Genomic DNA, 22,016 nt, shown 5'->3' with positions numbered 1-22,016 from the left:
GAAGGTGCCATGGCACTGACAGCATCGGTCAAAGAAGAACTGTCCCGTCTGGACATCAAAAAATCATCAGTACGCAAGGCCGAGGTATCCGCCATGCTCCGCTTCGCGGGCGGGCTGCACATCATCTCCGGCCGGATCGTCATCGAGGCCGAGGTGGACCTGGCGTCCACCGCACGGCGCCTCCGGGCAGCGATCGCCGAAGTCTACGGCCACCAGAGCGAAATCATCGTCGTCTCTGCCGGGGGACTGCGGCGCGCCAGCCGCTACGTGGTCCGGGTGGTGCGTGACGGCGAGGCGCTGGCCCGCCAGACAGGCCTCCTCGACGGCCGCGGCCGCCCCGTGCGCGGGCTGCCGTCCGCCGTCGTCAACGGCTCAGCGGCCGACGCCGAAGCGGTGTGGCGAGGGGCTTTCCTGGCGCACGGCTCGCTGACCGAGCCGGGGCGCTCATCGTCGCTGGAAGTCACCTGCCCCGGACCGGAATCGGCCCTGGCGCTCGTGGGGGCGGCGCGCCGGTTGGACATCCAGGCCAAGGCCCGCGAAGTCCGCGGCGTGGACCGGGTGGTCATCCGGGACGGCGACACCATTGCGGCGCTGCTGACCCGCATGGGTGCCCATGACGCCCTGATGGTGTGGGAGGAACGGCGGATGCGCAAGGAGGTGCGTGCCACCGCCAACCGCCTGGCCAACTTCGACGACGCCAACCTGCGCCGCTCCGCCCAGGCCGCCGTGGCAGCAGGGGCGCGCGTGGACCGGGCCCTGGAAATCCTCGGCGACGACGTGCCGGACCACCTGAAGTACGCCGGCGAACTGCGGGTGGCGCACAAGCAGGCCAGCCTGGACGAGCTCGGCCGCCTGGCGGACCCGGTGATGACCAAGGACGCGATTGCCGGAAGGATCCGCCGGTTGCTGGCCATGGCGGACAAACGTGCGCTGGACCTGGGCATCCCCGGGACGGACGCCAATGTGACGCCTGAAATGCTGGACGAGTGACAGCCCCATAGAATCAAAAAGATTCCGGGCGCCAGCCGCCCGGATGCATAATCCGAGAGTTACCAACCGGACCGAATGTCCACGATATTGGAGGATTTTGTGACCGAGTACGTATTGCCCGAACTCAGCTACGATTACGCCGCCCTGGAGCCGCACATTTCCGCGCGGATCATGGAGCTGCACCACAGCAAGCACCACGCAGCCTACGTGGCCGGCGCCAACAACGCCCTGGCCCAGCTGGCCGAAGCCCGGGAGAAGGGCGACTTCGCCAACATCAACCGGCTCTCCAAGGACCTCGCCTTCCACACCGGCGGCCACGTCAACCACTCCGTCTTCTGGAACAACCTCTCCCCGGACGGCGGCGACAAGCCCGAGGGTGAACTCGCTGCGGCCATCGATGACGCGTTCGGCTCGTTCGACGCGTTCCGCGCGCAGTTCTCCGCTGCGGCACTGGGCCTGCAGGGCTCCGGCTGGGGTTTCCTCGCCTACGAGCCCATCGGCGGCAACCTGGTCATCGAGCAGCTGTACGACCAGCAGGGCAACGTTGCGCTCGGCACCACCCCGCTGCTGATGCTGGACATGTGGGAGCACGCCTTCTACCTGGACTACGTCAACGTAAAGGCCGACTACGTCAAGGCGTTCTGGAACATCGTGAACTGGGCCGACGTCGCCAAGCGGTTTGAGGCTGCGCGCACCAACGCCACGGGGCTCATCACCCTCCCGTAGTGAACACCGCCGCACCGCGGTGTAACAAACTTCACATTTCGGACATATGACGGCCGGGATGTGGACGGTCCGCCCCCGCACTTGCGGGGGCGGACCCAGTTAAACGTAAGATAGGTCACGGAAGGCGGTTAGCCTTCAGCAATGAGGCTGGTCGCCCTCCGTATGTAAATCATCTCTGCCCAATGGCGTGCGGGATCTGTTAGTTGGCTTGATAGCCCGCTCAACTAGTTGTGCTTCTGAAAGCACCAAGGAGACTGAACAAGTGACGACCCGTATTGGTATCAACGGCTTTGGCCGTATTGGCCGCAACTACTTCCGCGCAGCACTCGCACAGGGCGCGGACCTGGAGATCGTTGCAGTCAACGACCTCACCAGCCCCGAAGCACTCGCGCACCTCTTCAAGTACGACTCCGTCGGCGGCCGCCTGAAGGAAACCATCGAGGTCAAGGACGGCAACATCGTCGTCAACGGCAACGTCGTCAAGGTCCTCGCCGAGCGCGATCCCGCCAACCTCCCGTGGGGGGAACTGGGCGTTGACATCGTCATCGAGTCCACCGGCTTCTTCACCAAGGCCGCCGCTGCACAGAAGCACATTGATGCAGGCGCCAAGAAGGTCCTGATCTCCGCCCCGGCGTCCGACGAGGACATCACCATCGTGATGGGCGTAAACCACGGCCTGTACGACAACGCGACGCACCACATCATCTCCAACGCTTCCTGCACCACCAACTGCCTCGGCCCGCTGGCCAAGGTCATCAACGACGAGTTCGGCATCGAGCGCGGCCTCATGACCACCGTGCACGCCTACACCGCGGACCAGAACCTGCAAGACGGCCCGCACAGCGACCTGCGCCGTGCGCGCGCCGCGGCCATCAACATGGTTCCCACGTCCACCGGTGCGGCCAAGGCCATCGGCCTGGTGCTGCCCGAGCTCAAGGGCAAGCTGGACGGCTACGCCATCCGCGTCCCGGTCCCCACCGGCTCCGCCACCGACCTCACCGTCACCGTCTCCCGCGAGACCACCGTGGAGGAAGTCAACGCAGCCCTCAAGCGCGCCGCCGAATCCGAGGAACTGCAGGGATTCCTGACCTACACGGACGAGCCCATCGTGTCCTCCGACATCGTGGGCGACCCCGCATCCTCCATCTTCGACTCCGGCCTGACCAAGGTCATCGGCAACCAGGTCAAGGTTGTTTCCTGGTATGACAACGAATGGGGCTACTCCAACCGCCTCGTAGACCTTACGGAGCTTGTCGCATCCAAGCTGGGCTAGGGTTAGACACATGACATCTCACACCCTCAACGAACTGATCGCTGAAGGTGTCCGCGGGCGGTACATTCTGGTTCGAAGTGACCTGAATGTGCCGCTCGACGGCTCTACAGTCACTGATGATGGCCGCATCAAGGCCTCCCTGCCAGTGCTGTCAAAGCTCACGGACGCCGGTGCCCGCGTGCTGGTAACAGCCCACCTCGGACGCCCCAAGGGCGCTCCTGAGGACAAGTACTCCCTTCGGCCCGCAGTAACCCGCCTGGCGGAGCTGGCCGGCTTCAAAGCCACCCTTGCCGCGGACACCGTGGGCAGTGCCGCCAAGGAAGCAGCAGCCTCCCTGCAGGACGGCGAAGTGCTTGTCCTGGAGAACGTCCGCTTCGATGCCCGCGAAACCAGCAAGGACGACGCCGAGCGCGGCGCCTTCGCTGACGAGCTGGTTGCCCTGACTGGCGGCAACGGCGCCTATGTGGACGATGCCTTCGGAGCGGTGCACCGCAAGCACGCCAGCGTGTACGACGTCGCCACCCGGCTTCCGTCCTACCTTGGCGACCTCGTGCACACCGAGGTGGAGGTCCTGCGCAAGCTGACGGCCGACACGCAGCGCCCCTATGTGGTGGTGCTCGGCGGTTCCAAGGTCTCCGACAAGCTGGCAGTCATCGAAAACCTGCTGGGCAAGGCCGACACCATCCTGGTGGGCGGCGGAATGCTGTTCACGTTCCTCGCCGCGGCCGGGCACAAGGTTGCCTCCAGCCTGCTCGAGGAAGACCAGATCCCGGTGGTCCAGGACTACCTCAAGCGTGCGGCAGGCGCCGGCACCGAATTCGTGGTGCCCACGGACGTCGTGGTGGCGGAGAAGTTCGCCGCCGATGCCGCCCATGAGACTGTCCCCGCGGACAACATCGAAGGCAGCAGCTTCGGTGCCCAGGGCATCGGCCTGGACATCGGCCCCGAGTCCGCCGCAGCATTTGCCGAGCGGATCAAGGGTGCCAAGACGGTCTTCTGGAACGGTCCGATGGGGGTGTTCGAGTTCGAAGCGTTCTCCGCCGGGACACGTGCCATCGCCCAGGCGCTGACTGAGACCGAAGCGTTCACCGTGGTGGGCGGCGGCGACTCTGCTGCGGCCGTACGCACGCTTGGCTTCGCTGACGACCAGTTCGGACACATCTCCACTGGTGGAGGCGCAAGCCTGGAATACCTCGAAGGCAAGGAACTCCCGGGGCTCAGCGTCCTCGACCGCTAACGCCTTTCCGGCAGCAGTACCTGTCCCTCCGGCCGGCAGGTTGCCCCGCGGCAGCCTGCCGGCCGAACACATATCTAGAACTTTTTGGAGAATACGTGACTACGTCAACGAACGGCGCTTTCGACCGCAAGCCCTTCATCGCGGGCAACTGGAAAATGAACATGGACCACGTGCAGGGCATCACCCTCCTGCAGAAGCTCGCCTGGACCCTCTCGGACGCCAAGCACGACTACAGCCGGGTCGAAGTTGCTGTCTTCCCCCCGTTCACGGATCTCCGCGGCGTCCAGACCCTTGTCCAGGGCGACGACCTGGACATTGCCTACGGCGGGCAGGACCTCTCCCAGTTCGATTCGGGAGCGTACACCGGAGACACCTCGGGCCAGTTCCTTAACAAACTGGGCTGCAAGTACGTCCTGGTGGGCCACAGCGAACGCCGCACCATCCACAACGAAACCGACGACGTCCTCAACGCCAAGGTCAAGGCCGCCTTCAAGCACGGCATCACGCCCGTGCTCTGCGTCGGTGAAGGCCTGGAGATCCGCCAGGCCGGCACCCACGTCAGCCACACCCTGGAGCAGCTTCGGGCCGGCGTTGCGGGGCTTAGCGGCGAGCAGGCCGCCGAACTGGTCGTCGCCTACGAACCCGTCTGGGCCATCGGCACCGGTGAAGTAGCCGGACCGGAGGACGCCCAGGAGATGTGCGCCGCCATCCGCGCTGAGCTCGGGACGCTGTTCGGCGCCGATGTTGCCGCCAGGACGCGGCTGCTCTACGGCGGCTCGGTCAAGGCCAACAACGCCGCCGCAATCCTCAAGGAACGCGACGTGGACGGCCTGCTCGTGGGCGGGGCAAGCTTGGATCCTGCCGAGTTTGCTAATATTGTCAGGTTCGAGAGTCACTTGGTGACGGACTAGTCCGTCCGCCCAACTCCCGCAATCCCCAACTTCCGGAAAGGCCGTCGTGGACGTTCTTCATGTCATTCTGCAGATCCTCCTAGGCATCACCAGCCTCCTGCTGACGCTGCTCATCCTCCTTCACAAGGGCAGGGGCGGCGGGATGTCAGACATGTTCGGCGGCGGCATGAGCTCAGGCCTCAGCTCGTCGGGCGTCGCCGAACGCAACCTGAACAGGTTCACGGTGGTGCTTGGCGTGACGTGGGGCATCGTCATCATCGCGCTGGGACTGATCATGCGGTTCAGCGGCGGCGGGGACTCCTGACTACCTAATGAGCGAAAAGTGCCGTGGCGGAAACTGCCGCTGCACAGGTCTGCCAACTAAACTGTGGCTGTCGGTTCCCGACAGCCACAGTTCTGTTTAAGCAGGCAGGAGTCCCGATGATTCATCCGTCGTCAGGCTTCCGGGGCACCCGCGCGGGCGTCACGGAAGGAACGGGTTTCAGCTTCGAGTCGGAGGACCATGGGAAGCCGCTGCCGCGCATCCGGGTCTCGTACTGGTGCGCGAAGGGCCACGAAACCACCCCGGTATTTCTCAAACTCCCCGAGGACCAGATTCCGCTCGTCTGGGACTGCCGGAAGTGCGGCGGCCCGGCATCCCGGGATGGCGAGGCAGCGGCCGCCGACGCCTTGGACGACGGCTATAAAAGCCACCTTGAGTACGTTAAAGAGCGGCGCTCCGACCAGGACGCCGAAGATGTCCTGGCCGGAGCGCTGGAAAAACTACGCGCCCGCGGCGTCCTTCCGGACGAGCTGCTGGGGGACACGTGAGGCCGCGTTTTCGTCGATAAGCCACAGGGTCCGGGACGTCCCCCGTGGTCCTGCGGCCGGGACCTGGACGGGGTTGGCGCCTGCCAGTGCCAGGCCCACGGCGCCGGCCTTGTCCTCGCCCGCCACCACCATCCACACCTCGGAGGCCGTATTAATGGCCGGCAGCGTCAGGGATACCCGCAGGGGCGGCGGTTTTGGCGAGTTCCTGACTCCCACCACAGTGCGTTCCTTTTCGCGGATGCCGGCCTGCTCCGGGAACAGCGACGCGACGTGCGCATCCGGACCGACGCCCAGCAGGACGACGTCCAGGCGCGGCAGCGCGGACGGCTCCTCCGGCCGGTCGTCGGACATGTCGGCAGCGTGCTCGGCGGCTGCAGCTTCCCGCAACCGCCGGGCGTAATCCTCGGCGGCTTCTTCCGGAGTGCCGAAGTCATCCGCGGACCCCGGTTCGTGGATCCGTTCAGGGTCCACGGGGATGTGCGACAGCAGGGCGTCGGACGCCTGCTTCGTATTCCGTTCCGGGTCCCCGGCGGGGAGGAAGCGCTCGTCGCCCCACCAGAAATTCACCTTTGACCAATCGACCGCCGGGGCAGCCGGGGAGTCAGCAACAGCCTTTAGCGTGCCGATACCCACGGTTCCCCCGGTCAGCACCACGGTGGCCTCGCCGAACTTGTCCTGCACATCAACGAGCTTGGTGATCAGGCGGGCCGCGATCGCGGCCATCAGGACGGACGAATCAGGATGAATGCTTACTCTTGGGTCAACGCTCACTGGGTCGGACGCTCCTTAGATTGGTTCGTGGCAGTCCCATAGTAATCACTTCCCCAAACACCTCGTCCGGGTCCAGGCGCCGCAGTTCCTCGGCAAGGCAGTCACGCAGGCTGCGCCGGGGCAGCGAGATGCGCTGGGCGGGCTGGCCGGGCTGCGTTAGTTCGGCGACGGACAGGCCGGGCCGGAAGAGCTGGATGTCGCCACCGGGCCGGGAAAGCCGGACCCGGCGGATGCCCGTACCGGCCGGGTCGGCGACGATGGTCACGGGCGCGTCCAGGGTAAGCGTCAGCCAGGCTGCCAGCAGGATGGTGCTCGGGGAGTCCGAGGCCCCTTCGACCGCGACGGCCGTGACGGGGGAAGAGTCCACCTGGTCCAGGACGGCCGCGAGCTGGATCCGCCAGTTGGTCAGGCGCGTCCAGGCGAGGTCCGTGTCTCCGGCCTTGTAGGTGGACCGGATGTTCTCCAGCGCACGCTGTGGATCCGGCTCATTCGCGGAGTCGGTGATCCGGCGGTGGGCGATTCTCCCGATGGAGGTTTCGCACGCGTTTTTCGGCGCGCCGTGCGGCCACCAGGCCACGATCGGTGCGTCCGGGAGGAGCAGCGCGGCTACCAGGGATTCGCTTTCGTGCGCGAGCTCGCCGTAGCCGCGCAGTACGATCACCTCGGATGCGCCGGCGTCACCGCCGACCCGGATCTGGGCGTCCAGGCGATCAGGCGCCGTCGCCCCGGCGTCGGCCAGGACGATGATCCGGCAAGGGTGCTCGCGGCTGGCCTCGTTGGCTGCCTCGATAGCCTCTTCCTCAAGCCCGGACTTGGTGACCACCACGAGGGTGAGCACCCGGCCCAGGGCAATCACGCCGCCCTGCTCGCGCAGGGACATGATCTTCTTGGAGACAGCGGAGGTTGTGGTGTCCGGCAGGTCTACAATCATGGCCTTCTCCAGGTTCGTCCGTCGCGGGCCAGCAGCTCGTCAGCCGAGGCGGGGCCCCAGCTGCCCGGGGCGTAGGGTTCGGGCTGTTCGTCCAGGGTGGCCCAGTATTCCTCGAACGGGTCGAGGATCTTCCAGGACAGCTCCACTTCCTCATGCCGCGGGAAGAGCGGCGGCTCGCCCAGGAGCACGTCCAGGATCAGCCGCTCGTACGCCTCCGGGCTGGATTCGGTGAAGGAGTGGCCATAACCGAAGTCCATGGTCACGTCCCGGACTTCCATCTGCGTGCCGGGAACCTTGGAACCGAACCGGATGGTCACGCCTTCATCAGGCTGGACGCGGATCACCACGGCGTTCTGTCCGAAGTCGTCCTCGGCGTGGTCGCGGAACAGCAGGTTGGGCGCACGCTTGAAGACCACGGCGATCTCTGTGACGCGGCGGCCCAGGCGCTTTCCGGCGCGGAGGTAGAACGGGACGCCGGACCAGCGGCGGGTGTGGATGTCCACCCGGATCGCGGCGAAGGTCTCGGTGGTGGAATCGGCCGGGATGCCTTCCTCCTCCAGGTAGCCCTGGACCTGTTCGCCACCCTGCCATCCGCCGGTGAACTGGCCGCGCGCCGAGTGCGTGGAGAGGTCGTCCGGGAGCTTGACGGCGGCGAGGACCTTTTCCTTCTCGGCGCGCAGGTGATCGGCGTTGAAGGAGATGGGCTCCTCCATCGCGGTCAGCGCCAGCAGCTGCAGCAGGTGGTTCTGGATGACGTCGCGGGCTGCTCCCACGCCGTCGTAATAGCCCGCCCGGCCGCCGGTGCCGATGTCTTCGGCCATGGTGATCTGGACGTGGTCCACATAGTTCGCGTTCCACAAAGGCTCAAACAACTGGTTCGCGAAGCGCAGCGCCAGGATGTTCTGGACCGTCTCCTTGCCCAGGTAGTGGTCGATCCGGAACACGGCGTCCGGCGGGAACACCGATTCCACGATGTCATTCAGCTGCCGGGCAGACTCGAGGTCGTGCCCGAACGGCTTCTCGATCACCACGCGGCGCCACTTGTCACCCTCAGCCTGTGCCAGGCCGTGCTTGGACAGCTGCCGGCATACCTGCTCGAAGGCCTTGGGCGGAATCGAGAGGTAGAACGCGTGGTTGCCGCGGGTACCGCGCAGCTCATCAAGCTCATCGATGACTTCACCCAGCCGCTCGAAGGCGTCGTCGTCGTCGAACTCTCCCTGGACAAAACGGATGCCCTCGGAAAGCTGGTTCCACACCGCCTCATCAAAAGGCGTGCGCGCATAGGACTGCACGGAAGCCTTCACCTGACCGGCGAAATCCTCATCAGTCCATTCCCGGCGTCCGAAACCCACCAACGCGAAGCTGGGCGGCAGGAGCCCGCGGTTGGCGAGGTCGTACACGGCCGGCATGAGCTTCTTGCGGGCGAGGTCGCCGGTCACTCCGAAGAGCACCAGCGATGACGGGCCGGCGATCCGGTTCAGGCGGCGGTCACGCGGGTCGCGCAGCGGGTTCCGCAGCGTTCTCCCGGAACGCGTCCCGGGCGTCCTGCCGTATTCAGTTTCTGGCATGTTGCTTCTGTGCCTTAGCTTTCGGTAACGGAGGCTGACCTGGCGGACAGCGCAGCAATAATGTCCTGCAACTGTGCCACACCGGCGGCACGGTCGGTCAGGTGCAGGCGCAGCACGGGCCGGCCATGCCCTTCCAGGACCTGCGCGTCGCCGGCTGCCTGGGCGGCAATGAGTTCCCCGAAGGTGAAGGGACGCTCCGGGATGGCGACGTCTTCCGCTGAAGCCGCGGTGACCTGGAGGAACACACCGATGGCCGGCCCGCCCTTGTGGAACTGCCCGGTGGAGTGCAGGAAGCGCGGTCCCCAGCCGAATGTCACGGGCCGGCCGGTGACGGCTGCGAGCTCGTCGCGGACGCCTTCGAGCTGCGCGAACGCAAGGCGGTCGAAGTAGGCCTGGACGCTGAGGTAGCTGTCCGGCTGGAGGGTATCCAACAGTGCGCGCACTGCCTCTTCCGCCGTTGCCGCGCTGCCAAGCCAGTCTCCGCCGCGCACCTCGATGGAGCCGTCAATGAAAGCTGCGGGCGTGGGCTCGGGCTGTGCGTCCAGCAGGCCGCGCGCTGCGACCTTGGCGGCTTCGACATCGGGCTGGTCGAAGGGGTTGATGCCCAGCAGGCGGCCCGCCACGGCAGTGGCAAACTCCCACACCATCATCTGGGTGGGAAGTCCGCCGGCGATGGCCACTTCGTTGTCCCCGAGTTCGACGTCGGCATCGGCGGCTACCAGCCGGACCACCAGAACGTCGTCGGCGCCGGAAGTCACTTCGGGCGAGTTGGGGCCGGCCACCACCGGCAGGACGCCGGTGCCGAGCTTGCCGGTGGACTCGGCGATGAGCTGCTCGGCCCAGTCCGCGAAGCCAACAATCCCGGAGCCGTCCTCGGCGATGACAATCTTGTTGCGCAGCGGGCTGGTTCCGCCCAGCGCGGTTCCGAGTGCCAGCCCGATGTTTTCAGGAGCATCCTCGTTCAGGACTACCGCCGCTTCCTCGGCCTCGTCCAGAAACGCCTGGATATCCACCCCGGCCAGGCCCGAAGGCACCAGTCCGAAGGCAGTCAGGGCGGAGAAGCGGCCGCCGACATTGGGGTCGGCGTTGAAGACGGCCCGGTATCCGGACTCGCGGGATGCCTTGTCCAGGGGCGAGCCCGGGTCCGTGACGATGATGATCCGGCTGGCGGCATCGATGCCGGCGTCGTTGAACGCCTTTTCGAAGACCCTCCGCTGGGAGTCTGTTTCAACGGTGGAGCCGGACTTGGAGGAAACCACAATGGCGGTTTCCGCCAGCCGGTCCGCCAGGGCAGCACGGACCTGGTCCGGGTCCGTGCTGTCCAGCACAGTCAGCTCGACGCCGGCGGTGCCGGCGATGACCTCCGGAGCCAGCGACGATCCGCCCATGCCGCAAAGCACGATGCGGGTCACACCCTCGGCCCGGAGGGCGTCGCGCAGTTCGAGGATCTCTTTAACGAGCGGCTGGGAGACAGTGGCAGCCTCAACCCAGCCGAGGCGGATGGCCGACTCTGCTTCGGCGTCCGGACCCCACAGCGTGTGGTCCTTCGCGAAGATCCGGGTGGCGATCCGGTCCTCCACCAGGGCGGGAAGGTGCTGTTCGAGTGCCTGCTGTGCGGCACCGGTGGCTTCGTAGCTGAGTGTGCTCATGGTGGGTTAGGAAGCCTTCCGTGCGGAGGCGAGGGCGCCCTCGACGTCGCCGAGCAGTTCCTTCCAGCTGGCCACGAACTTGTCCAGGCCTTCGGATTCAAGGATTGCGACGACGTCGTTGTAGGAAATGCCGAGCTTCTCAAGGGCATCCAGGGTGGCATTGGCCTCGGCGTAGGTGCCGGTGACCGTGTCCCCGGTGACCACACCGTGGTCGAACGTGGCGTCCAGCGTCTTCTCGGGCATGGTGTTCACGACGCCCGGGGCCACGAGCTCGGTGACGTAGAGGGTGTCCGGGTAGGCCGGATCCTTGACGCCGGTAGAGGCCCACAGCGGGCGCTGGGGGAGGGCGCCGGCCTCGGCCAGCAGGGCCCAGCGTTCAGTGGCGAAGAGTTCCTCGTAGACCTGGTACGCCAGGCGGGCGTTGGCCAGGCCGGCCTTGCCCTTGAGTGCCTTGGCTTCGTCGGTGCCCAGGGCGTCGAGGCGCTTGTCGATCTCAGAGTCCACGCGGGAAACGAAGAACGAAGCCACGGAGTGGATCTTGGAGAGGTCGTGGCCGTTTTCCTTGGCCTGCTCCAGGCCGGACTGGAAGGCGTTGATGACTGCGCGGTAGCGCTCGAGCGAGAAGATCAGGGTCACGTTGACGCTGATGCCCTCGGCCAGGGTGGCGGTGATCGCTTCCAGGCCCTCAAGGGTGGCCGGGATCTTGATGAGGACGTTGTCCTTGTTGACGCGCTTGTACAGGTGCTTGGCTTCCGCGATGGTGCCTGCCGTGTCCCAGGCCAGGCGAGGGTCGACCTCGATGGACACCCGCCCGTCCACGCCCTTGGTGGCTGCGGCGACCGGTGCGAACAGGTCGCAGGCGTCGGCGACGTCGGTGGTGGTGATCTCGAAAATGGTGTCCTCGACGCTGGCGCCGGCTGCTGCCTGCTTCGCGATGGTGGCGTCGTAGTCCGTGCCGGCGGTGATCGCTGCGTGGAAGATCGACGGGTTGGTGGTTACGCCAACCACGTTCTTCTCTTCGATGAGCTTGGCCAGGGTGCCGGTTTCCAGGCGTCCGCGGGAAAGGTCATCAAGCCAGATGGAAACTCCGGCGTCGGAGAGCTGCTGGGTGGGAGTAGTCATGGTGTTTATCTCCTCGAAAATTGGGGTTATGCCTGGAGGCTGGCGAGGGAGTCCTTGGCGGCCGCGGTAACTGCTGCTGCGGTGAGGCCGAACTCCTGGAAGAGGCGCTTGTAGTCTGCGGAAGCGCCGTAGTGCTCGAGGCTGATGGAACGGCCGGCGTCGCCGACGAATTCCTTCCAGCCAAGGGCCAGTCCTGCTTCAACGGACACGCGTGCCTTGACGGCGGCCGGCAGGACGGATTCGCGGTAGGCGGCGTCCTGCTTGTTGAACCACTCAACGCAGGGCATGGAGACGACGCGGGCGGCGATGCCTTCGCCCTGCAGTGCCTTGCGGGCCTGCACGGCCAGCTGGACCTCGGAACCGGTGGCGATGAGGATGACGTCGGCCGGGACGGTGGCGCCGTCCTTGGCGGCCTCGGCCAGGACGTAACCGCCCTTGGCGACGCCCGCAACGGAACCGAACGTGTCGCCGTCGGCCTCGCCTTCGCCGCGCTCCCACGTGGGGATGTTCTGGCGGGTCAGCACGATGCCGGCAGGGTTGCTGTGGTTCTCCAGCATGGTCTTCCACGCAACGGCGACTTCATTGGCGTCACCGGGACGGACAACATCCAGCCCCACGATGGCGCGCAGCGAGGCCAACTGCTCCACCGGCTGGTGGGTGGGTCCGTCCTCGCCCAGTCCGATGGAGTCGTGCGTCCAGACGTACAGGGACGGGACACCCATCAGCGCGCCAAGGCGGATGGCCGGGCGCTGGTAGTCGCTGAAGATCAGGAACGTGCCGGAGAACGCACGCGTGCGGCCGTGCAGGCTGATGCCGTTCACGATCGAAGCTGCGGCGTGCTCGCGGATGCCGAAGTGCAGGACCCGTCCATAGGGGTTACCGGACCACGCGTCAGTCTGCTTGGAGGCGGGAACGAACGACGGCGAACCCTCGATGGTGGTGTTGTTCGACTCGGCGAGGTCGGCCGAGCCGCCCCACAGTTCCGGCAGGACCGGGCCCAGGGCGTTCAGGACCTTGCCCGAGGCGGCGCGGGTGGAGACGTCCTTGCCGGCGGGGAACACCGGAAGCGCTGAGTCCAGGCCTTCGGGAAGTTCCTTGGCCTCGATGCGCTGCAGCAGGGCCGCGCCCTCGGGGTTGGCTGCCTGCCATGCGTTGAAGGACTCCTCCCACTCCTTGCGGGCAGCGGCGCCGCGGTCGACGACGGCGCGGGCGTGGGCCAGGACATCCTGGTCGACGTCGAAGGACTTGGCGGGATCGAAGCCCAGGACTTCCTTCAGCGCTGCGACTTCCTCCGCACCGAGCGCGGAACCGTGGATCTTGCCGGTGTTCTGCTTCTTGGGTGCCGGGTAGCCGATGATGGTGCGCAGGGAGACGATCGAGGGCTTCGAAGTCTCGGCCTTGGCGGCGAGGAGTGCGGAGTACAGCTCCTGCACGTCTTCCTTGTACTCGCCGGTCTTGGTCCAGTCCACGCGCTGGACGTGCCAGCCGTAGGCCTCGTAGCGCTTCAGGACATCCTCGGTGAAGGCGATGTCGGTGTCGTCCTCGATGGAGATGTGGTTCTCATCGTAGACAACGACGAGGTTGCCGAGCTCCTGGTGGCCGGCCAGCGAGGAAGCCTCTGCCGTGACGCCTTCCTGCAGGTCGCCGTCGGAGGCGATAACCCAGATGGTGTGGTCGAACGGGCTCTCGCCGGCGGGAGCATCGGCGTCGAACAGTCCGCGCTGGCGGCGCTGGGAGTAGGCGAACCCGACGGAGGACGCCAGGCCCTGGCCCAGCGGGCCGGTGGTGATCTCGACACCCGCGGTGTGCTTGTACTCGGGGTGGCCGGGGGTCAGCGAGCCCCAGGTGCGCAGTGCCTGCAGGTCCTTCAGTTCCAGGCCGTAGCCGGAAAGGAACAGCTGGATGTAAAGGGTGAGCGAGGTGTGGCCGGGGGAGAGGATGAAGCGGTCACGGCCCAGCCAGTCAGGGTTGCGGGGATCGTGGCGCATCAGCTTCTGGAAAAGAAGGTATGCGGCCGGCGCCAGGCTCATGGCCGTTCCGGGGTGGCCGTTGCCCACCTTCTCCACCGCGTCCGCGGCCAGCACGCGGATGGTGTCCACCGCGCGCTGGTCCAGGCTGGTCCAAGACAGTTCTTGCTCTTCCAAATGTGGCACGAAAACCGGGCCCCTCTCTGTGCTGATGGCAGGCGGCACACGGGATCCGTACAAAGGCACGCTGTGTGGCGCCCGCTCGGTGTGTACCAGCCGTTCACCATCGAAACGTTGATCTTTTCACTCAGCCACTGGCCAGTCAGGGAATGCGTTTTCCACTGCTTCCTCGCTGCGTGCTGATCTTGTGACAGCTTAGCTCTATTCCATCCTTTGGTCGCTGCAAATCTCACGTTTTGGACGCAATTTCCGCTTATATGAATGCGTCTGAAGTGAGGTTGAGTTAATCTGCTCGAATCGGTGCGCGAGCAATCACCAGCACCTAATGGCGGGCCGTCGGGAGCAGGCCGGCGCGGTATGATATTCGGAGGCCAGCGCCGGGTCGGGGAATAATTCCAGCCGCCCGCACTCCCGGCTGTTGCGTGGATCACTGTTCCGCGGGCGCCCGGTTGGACCGGGCCGCATGACTAGCTGGACAGCCAGACAGAACTGCCAACAGAACGGGTGACTGCCACCGTGAGCACAACAGATACGCCGCTGAACGCATCCCGGGCCTCGCGACCCGGGATCGCCCGTAAGGCAAAGGCGTATCTCGCCCTCACCAAGCCCCGCGTCATTGAACTGCTGCTGGTCAGCACGCTGCCCACCATGATTTATGCGGAACGCGGCTTTCCGTCCATCGGGCTCATCCTGGCCACGCTGGTGGGCGGGGCCTTTGCTGCAGGCAGCGCCGGAGCCTTCAACTGCTACATCGACCGCGACATCGACAGGCTGATGCACCGGACGGAGAACCGGCCGCTGGTCACCGGTGAGGTCAGCCCGCGCGAGGCGCTGGTCTTCTCCTGGCTCCTCGGTGCCGCCGCCATCGCCATCCTCTGGTTCGGCGCCAACCCGCTGTCCGCGTGGCTTGGGCTTGGGGCGATCTTCTTCTACGTGGTGATCTATACGATGATCCTCAAGCGCCGCACCGCGCAGAACATCGTGTGGGGCGGGGCGGCCGGCTGCTTCCCCGTGCTGATTGCCTGGGCCGCCGTCACCAACTCGGTGGAATGGCCCGCCGTCATCCTCTTTATGGTGATCTTCCTCTGGACGCCACCGCACTACTGGCCGCTGTCCATGCGCTACGGCGAGGACTACCGCAACGCCAAGGTCCCCATGCTCGGCGCCATCGCCGGCGCCCAGGTGGTTTCCGTGCAGGTGGTCCTCTACGCCTGGGCCATGGTGGCCTGCTCGCTCCTGATGGTTCCCGCGGGCGGTGCCGGCTGGGTCTACACCGTAACCGCCGTCCTGGCCGGGGCCTGGTTCCTTTACGAGTCGCACGCCCTCTACAACAGGGCACAGCGTGAGGACATCTCCGACAAGCGGGCCATGAAGGTCTTCCACGGCTCCATCAGCTACCTCACCCTGCTCTTCATCGCCCTGGCGGTAGACCCGTTCGTCGGGCCCGCCGTCATGGCCGGCTAGCAGGGGAAAGCGGTCCGGCGGGTTCCTTTCGCACCCGCAGCTCTCCATTACTTTCCGCGGGACTTTCCGCAACGCCCTTGCACTTTGGACTCAGCCCCACGGGGGCCGCCTTCTGTAGCGCCCGGGCGTATGACGTTTTTGTCATGTGGATCACGTTTCCTGTCATTTGAAATGACGGCGTGGTTACGGTGGGGGGATCCTGCCCGCTAGCAAAGGAAGTTCCATGGCACAGGCACCCGATCCATCCTCCGTCCGCACCGCGACCAGTCCGCCCGGAGCAGGGAGCGGGGGGATGGGACGGCGCCGCCTGAAGTTCCCTGGCAATCTGGGCGCAGACGTCCCGGCGTCACTCGTGGTGTTCCTCGTGGCACTGCCACTTTCCCTTGGTATTGCCGCGGCATCCGGTGCGCCCATCATGGCGGGCCTCATAGCGGCCGCCATCGGCGGCATCGTTGCCGGCAGCCTGGGCGGGTCTCCGCTGCAGGTCAGCGGACCGGCGGCCGGACTCACCGTCGTCGTGGCCGGGCTGGTCCAGGAGTTCGGCTGGCAGGTGACGTGCGCCATCACCGCAGCGGCCGGCGTCGTGCAGATGCTGCTGGGCTTCAGCCGCGTGGGGCGCGCCGCGCTGGCAGTCTCGCCGGTGGTAGTGAAGGCGATGCTGGCCGGCATCGGCGTCACGATCATCCTTCAGCAGATCCACGTACTGCTTGGCGGCCAGCCGGCCGGCTCGGCTGTTGAGAACATCGTGGGCTTGCCTGCAGCTATCACCAATGTCGAACTGCACGCAGCCCTCCTGGGACTGGCCGTCGTCGTAATCCTCCTCGGCTGGAAGCACCTTCCCGCGGCGGTGCGCCGTATTCCGGGGCCGCTTGCCGCCGTCGCCGCCGGCACCGCGCTTTCCATCGCCTTCGCTCCCGGGGTGGGACGCATTTCCCTCGAAGGGTCGATCTTCGACGCCGTCGCGCTGCCGCAATTGCCCGACGACAACTGGCGCGCCGTTGCCTTCGCCGTCATCTCAATGGCGCTGATCGCCAGCATTGAATCGCTGCTGTCCGCCGTCGCCGTGGACAAAATGCACCACGGCCCCCGCACCAACCTGGACAGGGAGCTCGTGGGCCAGGGCGCAGCCAACATTGTTTCCGGGTCCTTGGGCGGACTGCCCGTGACCGGCGTCATCGTCCGCAGCGCCACGAACGTGGAAGCCGGCGCCGCCACCCGTTCGTCCGCAGTCCTGCACGGCATCTGGGTCCTTGCCTTCTCCGCCATCTTCGCCGGACTGATCCAGCTCATCCCGCTGGCCGTCCTTGCGGGCCTCCTTGTGGTGATCGGCGCGCGCCTCATCAAAATTGCGGACATCAGGATCAGCCTCCGCACGGGCGACCTCCTGATCTACTCCGTGACCCTCCTCTGTGTCGTCTTCCTGAACCTGCTCGAAGGTGTCATGATCGGCCTCGTGCTGGCGGCGGCGAGCGTGCTTTGGCGTGTGTTGCGGGCGGCGGTCCACGCACACAAGCCCGTTTCGTCGTCGGATCCCTGGCGCATCACCGTCGCGGGGTCCTGCAGCTTCTTCGCCCTGCCGCGGCTCAGCCGCGTGCTGCATTCCGTGCCGAACGGCAAGGGGGTTGTGGTGGAGCTGAACGCGGACTACGTTGACCACGCATTCCGCGAGGCGCTGATCGCCTGGCAAAGGCAATACGAGGCGGCCGGCGGAAAGGTCCGCCTTGAGGAACACGGCAACAGCCTGTTCCAGGATGCTGCTGACCGCACGCCCAAGCGCCAGGACGCCAGGGAGCTTCCGCTGCCGCCCAGGACGTCATGGCAGTCCGCCATGCCAACCCGGGAAGGGGCCGGGGAAGCAGCCGGACGGCAGGCCGGGCCGCTGGATTCGCTTCTTCAGGGGATCAGCAAGTACCACCGGCGGTTCGCCCACCAGGTCCGGCCCCTGGTCCGGGATCTGGCAGAGGGCCAGAACCCGGACACCCTGTTTATCGCCTGCGTTGATTCCCGCTTCAACCCCAACCTGATCACCAGCAGCGGCCCGGGCGACCTGCTGACCCTGCGGAACATCGGGAACGTGGTGTGCCACGAGGGCCAGGATGCCTCGATTGACTCGGCCCTGGCCTTCGCCGTCAAGGGCCTGAACGTGGATTCGATCGTGATCTGCGGGCACTCCAACTGCGGTGCCATGAAGGCGCTGGTCGAGGAGGCCAACGGCAAGGGGAATGGTGTTTTGGGGGCGGCCTTCGATTCCTGGCTGGACCACGCGAGGCCCAGCTACGCCGAGCTTCTCGCGGAGCATCCGGTTGCATTGGAAGCTGCAGCCGCAGGCTACAACGAGGTGGACCAGCTGGCCATGGTGAACGTTGCCATTCAGCTGCGCAAGCTGGAACGCCATCCGGCGGTTGGCCCGGAACTCGTTACCGGCAAAGTGCAGGCAACAGGGCTGTTCTATGACATCGCCACGGCGCGGGTGCTACTGGTGGAACCCACCGGCATCCGGTTCCTGGACCCGGACCGGGCCGCCGCCCCGGTGTGTGCCGGGTGACGCGAACGGCAGGACCAAGGCGCCCGCGCTCCGGCGCGGAATGAAGAGTGAATGTTTCCCTCAGGTGTCGCGAGGGGAGTCCCGGCGAAAGGTTCAATTTTTCGGGCGGACGGCTTTGACCACCAGGACGACGGCGGCGATCGCCCAGAACGCCATGCCCCAGGCCAGCGAGGGAACCAGGATGGCAAGGCCGGATCCAGTGCCGGAGGCCGCCATGAAGGAGAGGATGAAAGCGGCCGCCGAAAGTGGCGCATGCATCGCCATCGCCAGGGGAAGGCTCCCCGTCCGCTCGTACACCCACACCATCAGCACCCTGTACGGGGGAAGCCACGCGAAAAGGTACACGGCCACCACCAGGGCGGCGGGTACGGCTCCTGACGGATCAGCGCTCCCGGCGAACATGGGGTAGTGCCAGGCGCCCCACAGCAGGCCCATGATGAGCCCGGTGGAGAGGATGCCGAACCGCTGCCGGAGCCGGGGAAGCGCAAAGCCTGTCCAGCCGAGCTCTTCCAGGCTGCCGACCACGGTTCCCACCACGACGCCGGCCAGCACGATGATGGCCAGTTCACCGGGGGTGGCAAAGCTCCGGTAGAACCCCGGGAACGCCCATGTGACAGCAGCCGCAGTGGCAGCCATGACCAGGGGTCCGGTCAGGAGCGCAACCGCGTACCAGCGTGCACCGGCCGGCCATGTACGGAGCCGGATTCCGAGCTGCCGCAGGCCGGCTTTTCCGTGCAGGAGCCAGGTGAGGAGGACGCCTGCGGCCGCCGGGCCCAGCGGGCCTGCCGTTAGCGCGACGCCCATCGGTACCGGCCCCACACCCTGGATGGCAGCTACGGCGCCCCAGGAGATGGCGAAGGTCAGGAGGTAGTAGGCAGGGGCGGGATGCCGCCGCATGAACGCTGTTGGTCCGTTCCCGCTGCCGGCAGGTACCCCTGGCAGCGGGACTCCGGGCTGTGGCTGGCCTGCCATCGCGGATCCTCCTGCCCGTAGCCCCCCCCTGGGACCGCCTTTCGGCACCAGAGAGCAAGCCAAAGTGTTTCAATACCCAGCCTGATGGCGCAGGGGTCGGGGGAGTAGGGGCGTTGGTCACAGATTGGCAGCGGCCGGACCGATCCGCTGCAGGGGGTTATTCCACCGGACTTGCTTTTGCGAGATCCCAGGCGTTCGTGGAGGCAACCATCAGCAGCGCGGCCCCCAGCATGTGGGCGGCCACCAGCAGGGCCGGGATGCCGTTGTAGTACTGGGTGAAGCCGATGACGGCCTGGAGGACTGTCACGCCAAGGAGTCCCAGGACTGCCGTTCGGATGGGGCCTGTGATCCGTCGCAGCAGCACCAGCGCAAGCGCAACCAGGGTTCCTGCGGTCACCAGGTAAGCCGGCACGGCGTGGATGTGGGAGAACAGGTCCCAGTCGAGCCCATTGCGCGGAGCGTCCGCGTCGCCGGCGTGGGGGCCGGCTCCCGTTACCACCACGCCCAGCATGACCGCGAGAGCGGAAAAAAGCGCGACGGCGGCGGTCACCGGGCGCATGGCGCCGGGCAGGACGGCGAGGGGAACGGTCCGGAACCGGCCGGTCCGGCCGAATGCCCGGTTGACCAGAAGCGCGGCGAACACCACCAGCGCCATGGATACCAGGAAATGAAGTCCGACTACCCAGGGGTTCAGGTTGGTGAGGACGGTGATGCCGCCGATCACGGCCTGGGCGGGGATGCTGGCCAGGAGGCCCAGTGCCAGCAGGAAAAGGTCGCGCCGCTCCTTGCGCAGGTTCCACAGGTAAACCAGCATCAAAGCGGCGACGGCGGCCAGGGCGAAGGTGAGGAGGCGGTTGCCGAATTCGATGAAGCCGTGGATGCCCATCTCGGGGGTGTTCACCAGGGAGCTGTCAGTGCAGCGGGGCCAGGTGGGGCAGCCCAGGCCGGACGAGGTCAGCCGTACGGCGCCACCGGTGACCACCAGCAGGGTCTGCCCGATCAGGGAAGCTACGGCCAGGCGGCGGACGCTGGTGTCCACAGTGCGGGGCAGCCGCGCCGCCAGGCGGCCGGCGAACTCAGGAAGGCGGAAGGCGGTGCTCACGAATATCTCAATTCCACTTGAACCAACGGATTGCTGCTGCGCCGGCTATGACTGTCCAGAGCACCAGTATGAGGGCGGCGGCGCCATTCACCGCACCGTGCAGGAAGGCGTCCCGCAGGGCTTCGCCGAGTGCGCCCGAGGGCAGGTATGCAACGATCTGCTGGGCCCCGGCGGGGAGCCTTTCCGCGGGAATCACGATGCCCCCGAGGGCCCCCAGGAGGATCCACAGCAGGTTGGTGATGGCCAGGGTGGCTTCCGGGCGGACAGTTCCGGCCACCAGGAGGCCCAAGGCAGTAAAAGCCGCCGCCCCCAGCGCAAGGAGCAGGAGCCCCGGAATCCAGCCGGCCGCCGTCGGCCGCCACCCCAAAGCCAGCCCAACGGCGGCCACCACGGCAACCTGCAGGCACAGCACCGCCAGGACCGAAAGCACCTTGCCCGCGATCAGCCCGCCGCGGCCCAGCGGCGTGGTGGAGAGGAAGCGGAGCACGCCATAGCGCCGGTCGAATCCGGTGGCGATGCCCTGCCCGGTAAAGGCCGTGGACATGGCGCAAAGGGCGAGGATGCCGGGCACCGCCACATCGATGCGGGTGGGTCCGAGCCCGTCCAGGAAGGGTGTCACGGTCAGGCCGGCAAGCGCCAGCAGCGGCAGCACCACTGCGAGGATCAGCTGCTCGCCATTGCGCAGCATTGCCAGCGCTTCGTACTTGCCCTGCAGCAGTATGCGCCGCAGCAGGGGTGCGGGCGACTGGCGGCCGGGGCCTGGAGCGGTGCCTGCGGCACCCGCGGGAGTCCCGTTCATCGGAGGTCCTTTCCCGAGATGTCCAGGAAGACGTCTTCAAGGCTACGCGCCTGCAGGGTCATGGAAGCGGGCATGATGTCGTGGACGGCCCACCACTCTGCCAGGGCTGCAAGGTGGCGGGGGGTCAGAGTACCGGTGGCGGTGTAGCTGCCGGCCCGTTCCTCGGAGATGACGACGTCGGCGGGCAGCACGGCGGACAGGTCCAGTCCCGGCTTCGCCTCGAAGGAGAGGGTCCGCACGTGGTGGGCGCCTGCTTCCAACGCGGGTCCGCGCTGAAGGAGTTCCTGGACTGTCCCTTCGGCGACGTTCCGGCCGCCGTCGATGATGTAGACGTAGTCGGCCAGCCGCTGGGCGTCGTCCATCAGGTGCGTGGTGAGGATGATTCCCAGGCCGGCATCCCGCAGTTCGCCGATCAGCTCGAACACAAGCTGGCGGGACTGCGGATCCAGCCCGGCGCTCGGCTCGTCGAGGAACAGGACTTCCGGCCGGCCGATCAATGCTGCCGCGAGGGCAAGGCGCTGTTTCTGGCCGCCTGAGAGCCGCCGGACGGTGGTCCGGCCGAACGCGTCGAGCCCCAGCCGCTCAACCAGGTCCTCCACGGGCCAGGGGCGCGCGTAGAGTCCGGCAATGTGCCGCAGCAGCGGCAGCGGCCTGGCCGACGGCGGGAGGCCGCCGTCCTGGAGCATCACGCCTACGCGGGACCGCAGGTCGGCCCCTGCCGACGCCGGGTCCTGGCCCAGCAGGGTGATGCTGCCGCCGCTGCGCTTCTGCAGGCCCTGGGCGCATTCGAGCGTGGTGGTTTTGCCTGCACCGTTGGCACCCAGCAGTGCCGTGACCTGCCCGCGCTCGGCGACGAGTGAGATGCCGCCCACCACCCGGAGCATTTTTCCGTCCAGGCTGGAAAGCGGACCTACATCCTTGATGAGCCCGTTAATGGACAGGACGGGGGATTGGGGCGATCGCACCCCAGTATTCTACGGGAAGTAGTATTGCCGGCAG

At 66.5% G+C, this 22,016-nt stretch carries 19 protein-coding genes; 9 read left to right on the top strand and 10 right to left on the bottom strand.

The genetic code is table 11. The features are described from left to right. Window positions 1-9: 9 nt before the first annotated feature. From whiA to U7114_RS09625, 7 genes are all read left to right on the top strand, one after another. Entirely contained in the window at window positions 10-990 is a 981-nt protein-coding gene (gene whiA, locus U7114_RS09655) for a DNA-binding protein WhiA (RefSeq protein ID WP_015937022.1), read from the top strand. Between the two features lie 99 nt (window positions 991-1,089). Next, window positions 1,090-1,716: a superoxide dismutase gene (locus U7114_RS09650; protein WP_188808970.1), complete on the top strand. Its 627-nt coding sequence runs from the start codon at window positions 1,090-1,092 to the stop codon at window positions 1,714-1,716. Between the two features lie 262 nt (window positions 1,717-1,978). Then, the gene (gene gap, locus U7114_RS09645; RefSeq protein WP_321216181.1) at window positions 1,979-2,989 is read left to right on the top strand and encodes a type I glyceraldehyde-3-phosphate dehydrogenase; all 1,011 of its coding nucleotides are present in this window, start codon (window positions 1,979-1,981) and stop codon (window positions 2,987-2,989) included. Between the two features lie 10 nt (window positions 2,990-2,999). Next, entirely contained in the window at window positions 3,000-4,226 is a 1,227-nt protein-coding gene (locus U7114_RS09640) for a phosphoglycerate kinase (RefSeq protein WP_323057191.1), read from the top strand. A gap of 95 nt (window positions 4,227-4,321) precedes the next feature. After that, window positions 4,322-5,137 (top strand): triose-phosphate isomerase, encoded by an 816-nt coding sequence (tpiA, locus tag U7114_RS09635; RefSeq protein ID WP_323057190.1) that lies wholly within the window; start codon window positions 4,322-4,324, stop codon window positions 5,135-5,137. 46 nt (window positions 5,138-5,183) lie between these two features. Next, window positions 5,184-5,441 (top strand): preprotein translocase subunit SecG, encoded by a 258-nt coding sequence (secG, locus tag U7114_RS09630; RefSeq protein WP_104997906.1) that lies wholly within the window; start codon window positions 5,184-5,186, stop codon window positions 5,439-5,441. Window positions 5,442-5,557: 116 nt separating this feature from the next. Next, window positions 5,558-5,947, top strand: a complete 390-nt coding sequence (locus tag U7114_RS09625) for an RNA polymerase-binding protein RbpA (RefSeq protein ID WP_157242365.1) — start codon at window positions 5,558-5,560, stop codon at window positions 5,945-5,947. On the opposite strand, the gene pgl is transcribed toward U7114_RS09625, so the two are convergent. From pgl to tkt, 6 genes are read right to left on the bottom strand one after another with little or no spacing between them, the layout of a single operon-like run. Next, window positions 5,900-6,718, bottom strand: coding sequence for a 6-phosphogluconolactonase (pgl, locus tag U7114_RS09620; RefSeq protein WP_323057189.1), 819 nt, complete (start codon window positions 6,716-6,718; stop codon window positions 5,900-5,902). The genes U7114_RS09625 and pgl overlap by 48 nt on opposite strands. Then, complete coding sequence (locus U7114_RS09615; protein ID WP_157242364.1) at window positions 6,708-7,649, bottom strand: glucose-6-phosphate dehydrogenase assembly protein OpcA; 942 nt, start codon at window positions 7,647-7,649, stop codon at window positions 6,708-6,710. Before U7114_RS09615 ends, pgl begins: the two co-directional genes overlap by 11 nt. Then, window positions 7,646-9,217 (bottom strand): glucose-6-phosphate dehydrogenase, encoded by a 1,572-nt coding sequence (gene zwf / locus U7114_RS09610; protein WP_197432524.1) that lies wholly within the window; start codon window positions 9,215-9,217, stop codon window positions 7,646-7,648. The genes U7114_RS09615 and zwf overlap by 4 nt, the downstream gene beginning before the upstream one ends. Before the next feature lie 14 nt (window positions 9,218-9,231). Next, window positions 9,232-10,866 (bottom strand): glucose-6-phosphate isomerase, encoded by a 1,635-nt coding sequence (locus tag U7114_RS09605; protein WP_323057188.1) that lies wholly within the window; start codon window positions 10,864-10,866, stop codon window positions 9,232-9,234. Window positions 10,867-10,872: 6 nt separating this feature from the next. Next, window positions 10,873-11,988, bottom strand: a complete 1,116-nt coding sequence (tal, locus tag U7114_RS09600) for a transaldolase (RefSeq protein ID WP_157242362.1) — start codon at window positions 11,986-11,988, stop codon at window positions 10,873-10,875. 26 nt (window positions 11,989-12,014) lie between these two features. Then, the gene (tkt, locus tag U7114_RS09595) at window positions 12,015-14,132 is read right to left on the bottom strand and encodes a transketolase (RefSeq protein WP_157243214.1); all 2,118 of its coding nucleotides are present in this window, start codon (window positions 14,130-14,132) and stop codon (window positions 12,015-12,017) included. Window positions 14,133-14,639: 507 nt separating this feature from the next. Here tkt and U7114_RS09590 point away from each other — a divergent pair. Then, window positions 14,640-15,599 carry a heme o synthase gene (locus U7114_RS09590; protein ID WP_323057187.1) on the top strand — a complete coding sequence of 320 codons (960 nt, stop codon included), beginning with the start codon at window positions 14,640-14,642 and terminating at the stop codon, window positions 15,597-15,599. 292 nt (window positions 15,600-15,891) lie between these two features. Next, window positions 15,892-18,144, top strand: coding sequence for a SulP family inorganic anion transporter (locus U7114_RS09585; protein ID WP_416235550.1), 2,253 nt, complete (start codon window positions 15,892-15,894; stop codon window positions 18,142-18,144). A 93-nt stretch (window positions 18,145-18,237) separates the two neighbouring features. On the opposite strand, the gene U7114_RS09580 is transcribed toward U7114_RS09585, so the two are convergent. From U7114_RS09580 to U7114_RS09565, 4 genes are all read right to left on the bottom strand, one after another. After that, window positions 18,238-19,116 (bottom strand): type II CAAX endopeptidase family protein, encoded by an 879-nt coding sequence (locus tag U7114_RS09580; protein ID WP_323057185.1) that lies wholly within the window; start codon window positions 19,114-19,116, stop codon window positions 18,238-18,240. 157 nt (window positions 19,117-19,273) lie between these two features. After that, window positions 19,274-20,218 carry a COX15/CtaA family protein gene (locus U7114_RS09575; protein ID WP_323057184.1) on the bottom strand — a complete coding sequence of 315 codons (945 nt, stop codon included), beginning with the start codon at window positions 20,216-20,218 and terminating at the stop codon, window positions 19,274-19,276. A gap of 7 nt (window positions 20,219-20,225) precedes the next feature. After that, on the bottom strand, window positions 20,226-21,017 hold the full coding sequence (locus U7114_RS09570; RefSeq protein WP_157242358.1) for an ABC transporter permease: 792 nt from the start codon (window positions 21,015-21,017) through the stop codon (window positions 20,226-20,228). Further along, window positions 21,014-21,982: an ABC transporter ATP-binding protein gene (locus U7114_RS09565; protein WP_323057183.1), complete on the bottom strand. Its 969-nt coding sequence runs from the start codon at window positions 21,980-21,982 to the stop codon at window positions 21,014-21,016. The genes U7114_RS09570 and U7114_RS09565 overlap by 4 nt, the downstream gene beginning before the upstream one ends. Between the last annotated feature and the right edge of the window lie 34 nt (window positions 21,983-22,016).

The organism is Pseudarthrobacter sp. C1, assembly GCF_034720455.1.
Classification (GTDB): Bacteria; Actinomycetota; Actinomycetes; order Actinomycetales; family Micrococcaceae; genus Arthrobacter.
The sequence above is the reverse complement of the archived record's forward strand: the minus strand, read 5'-3'. Positions and strand labels throughout refer to the sequence as shown.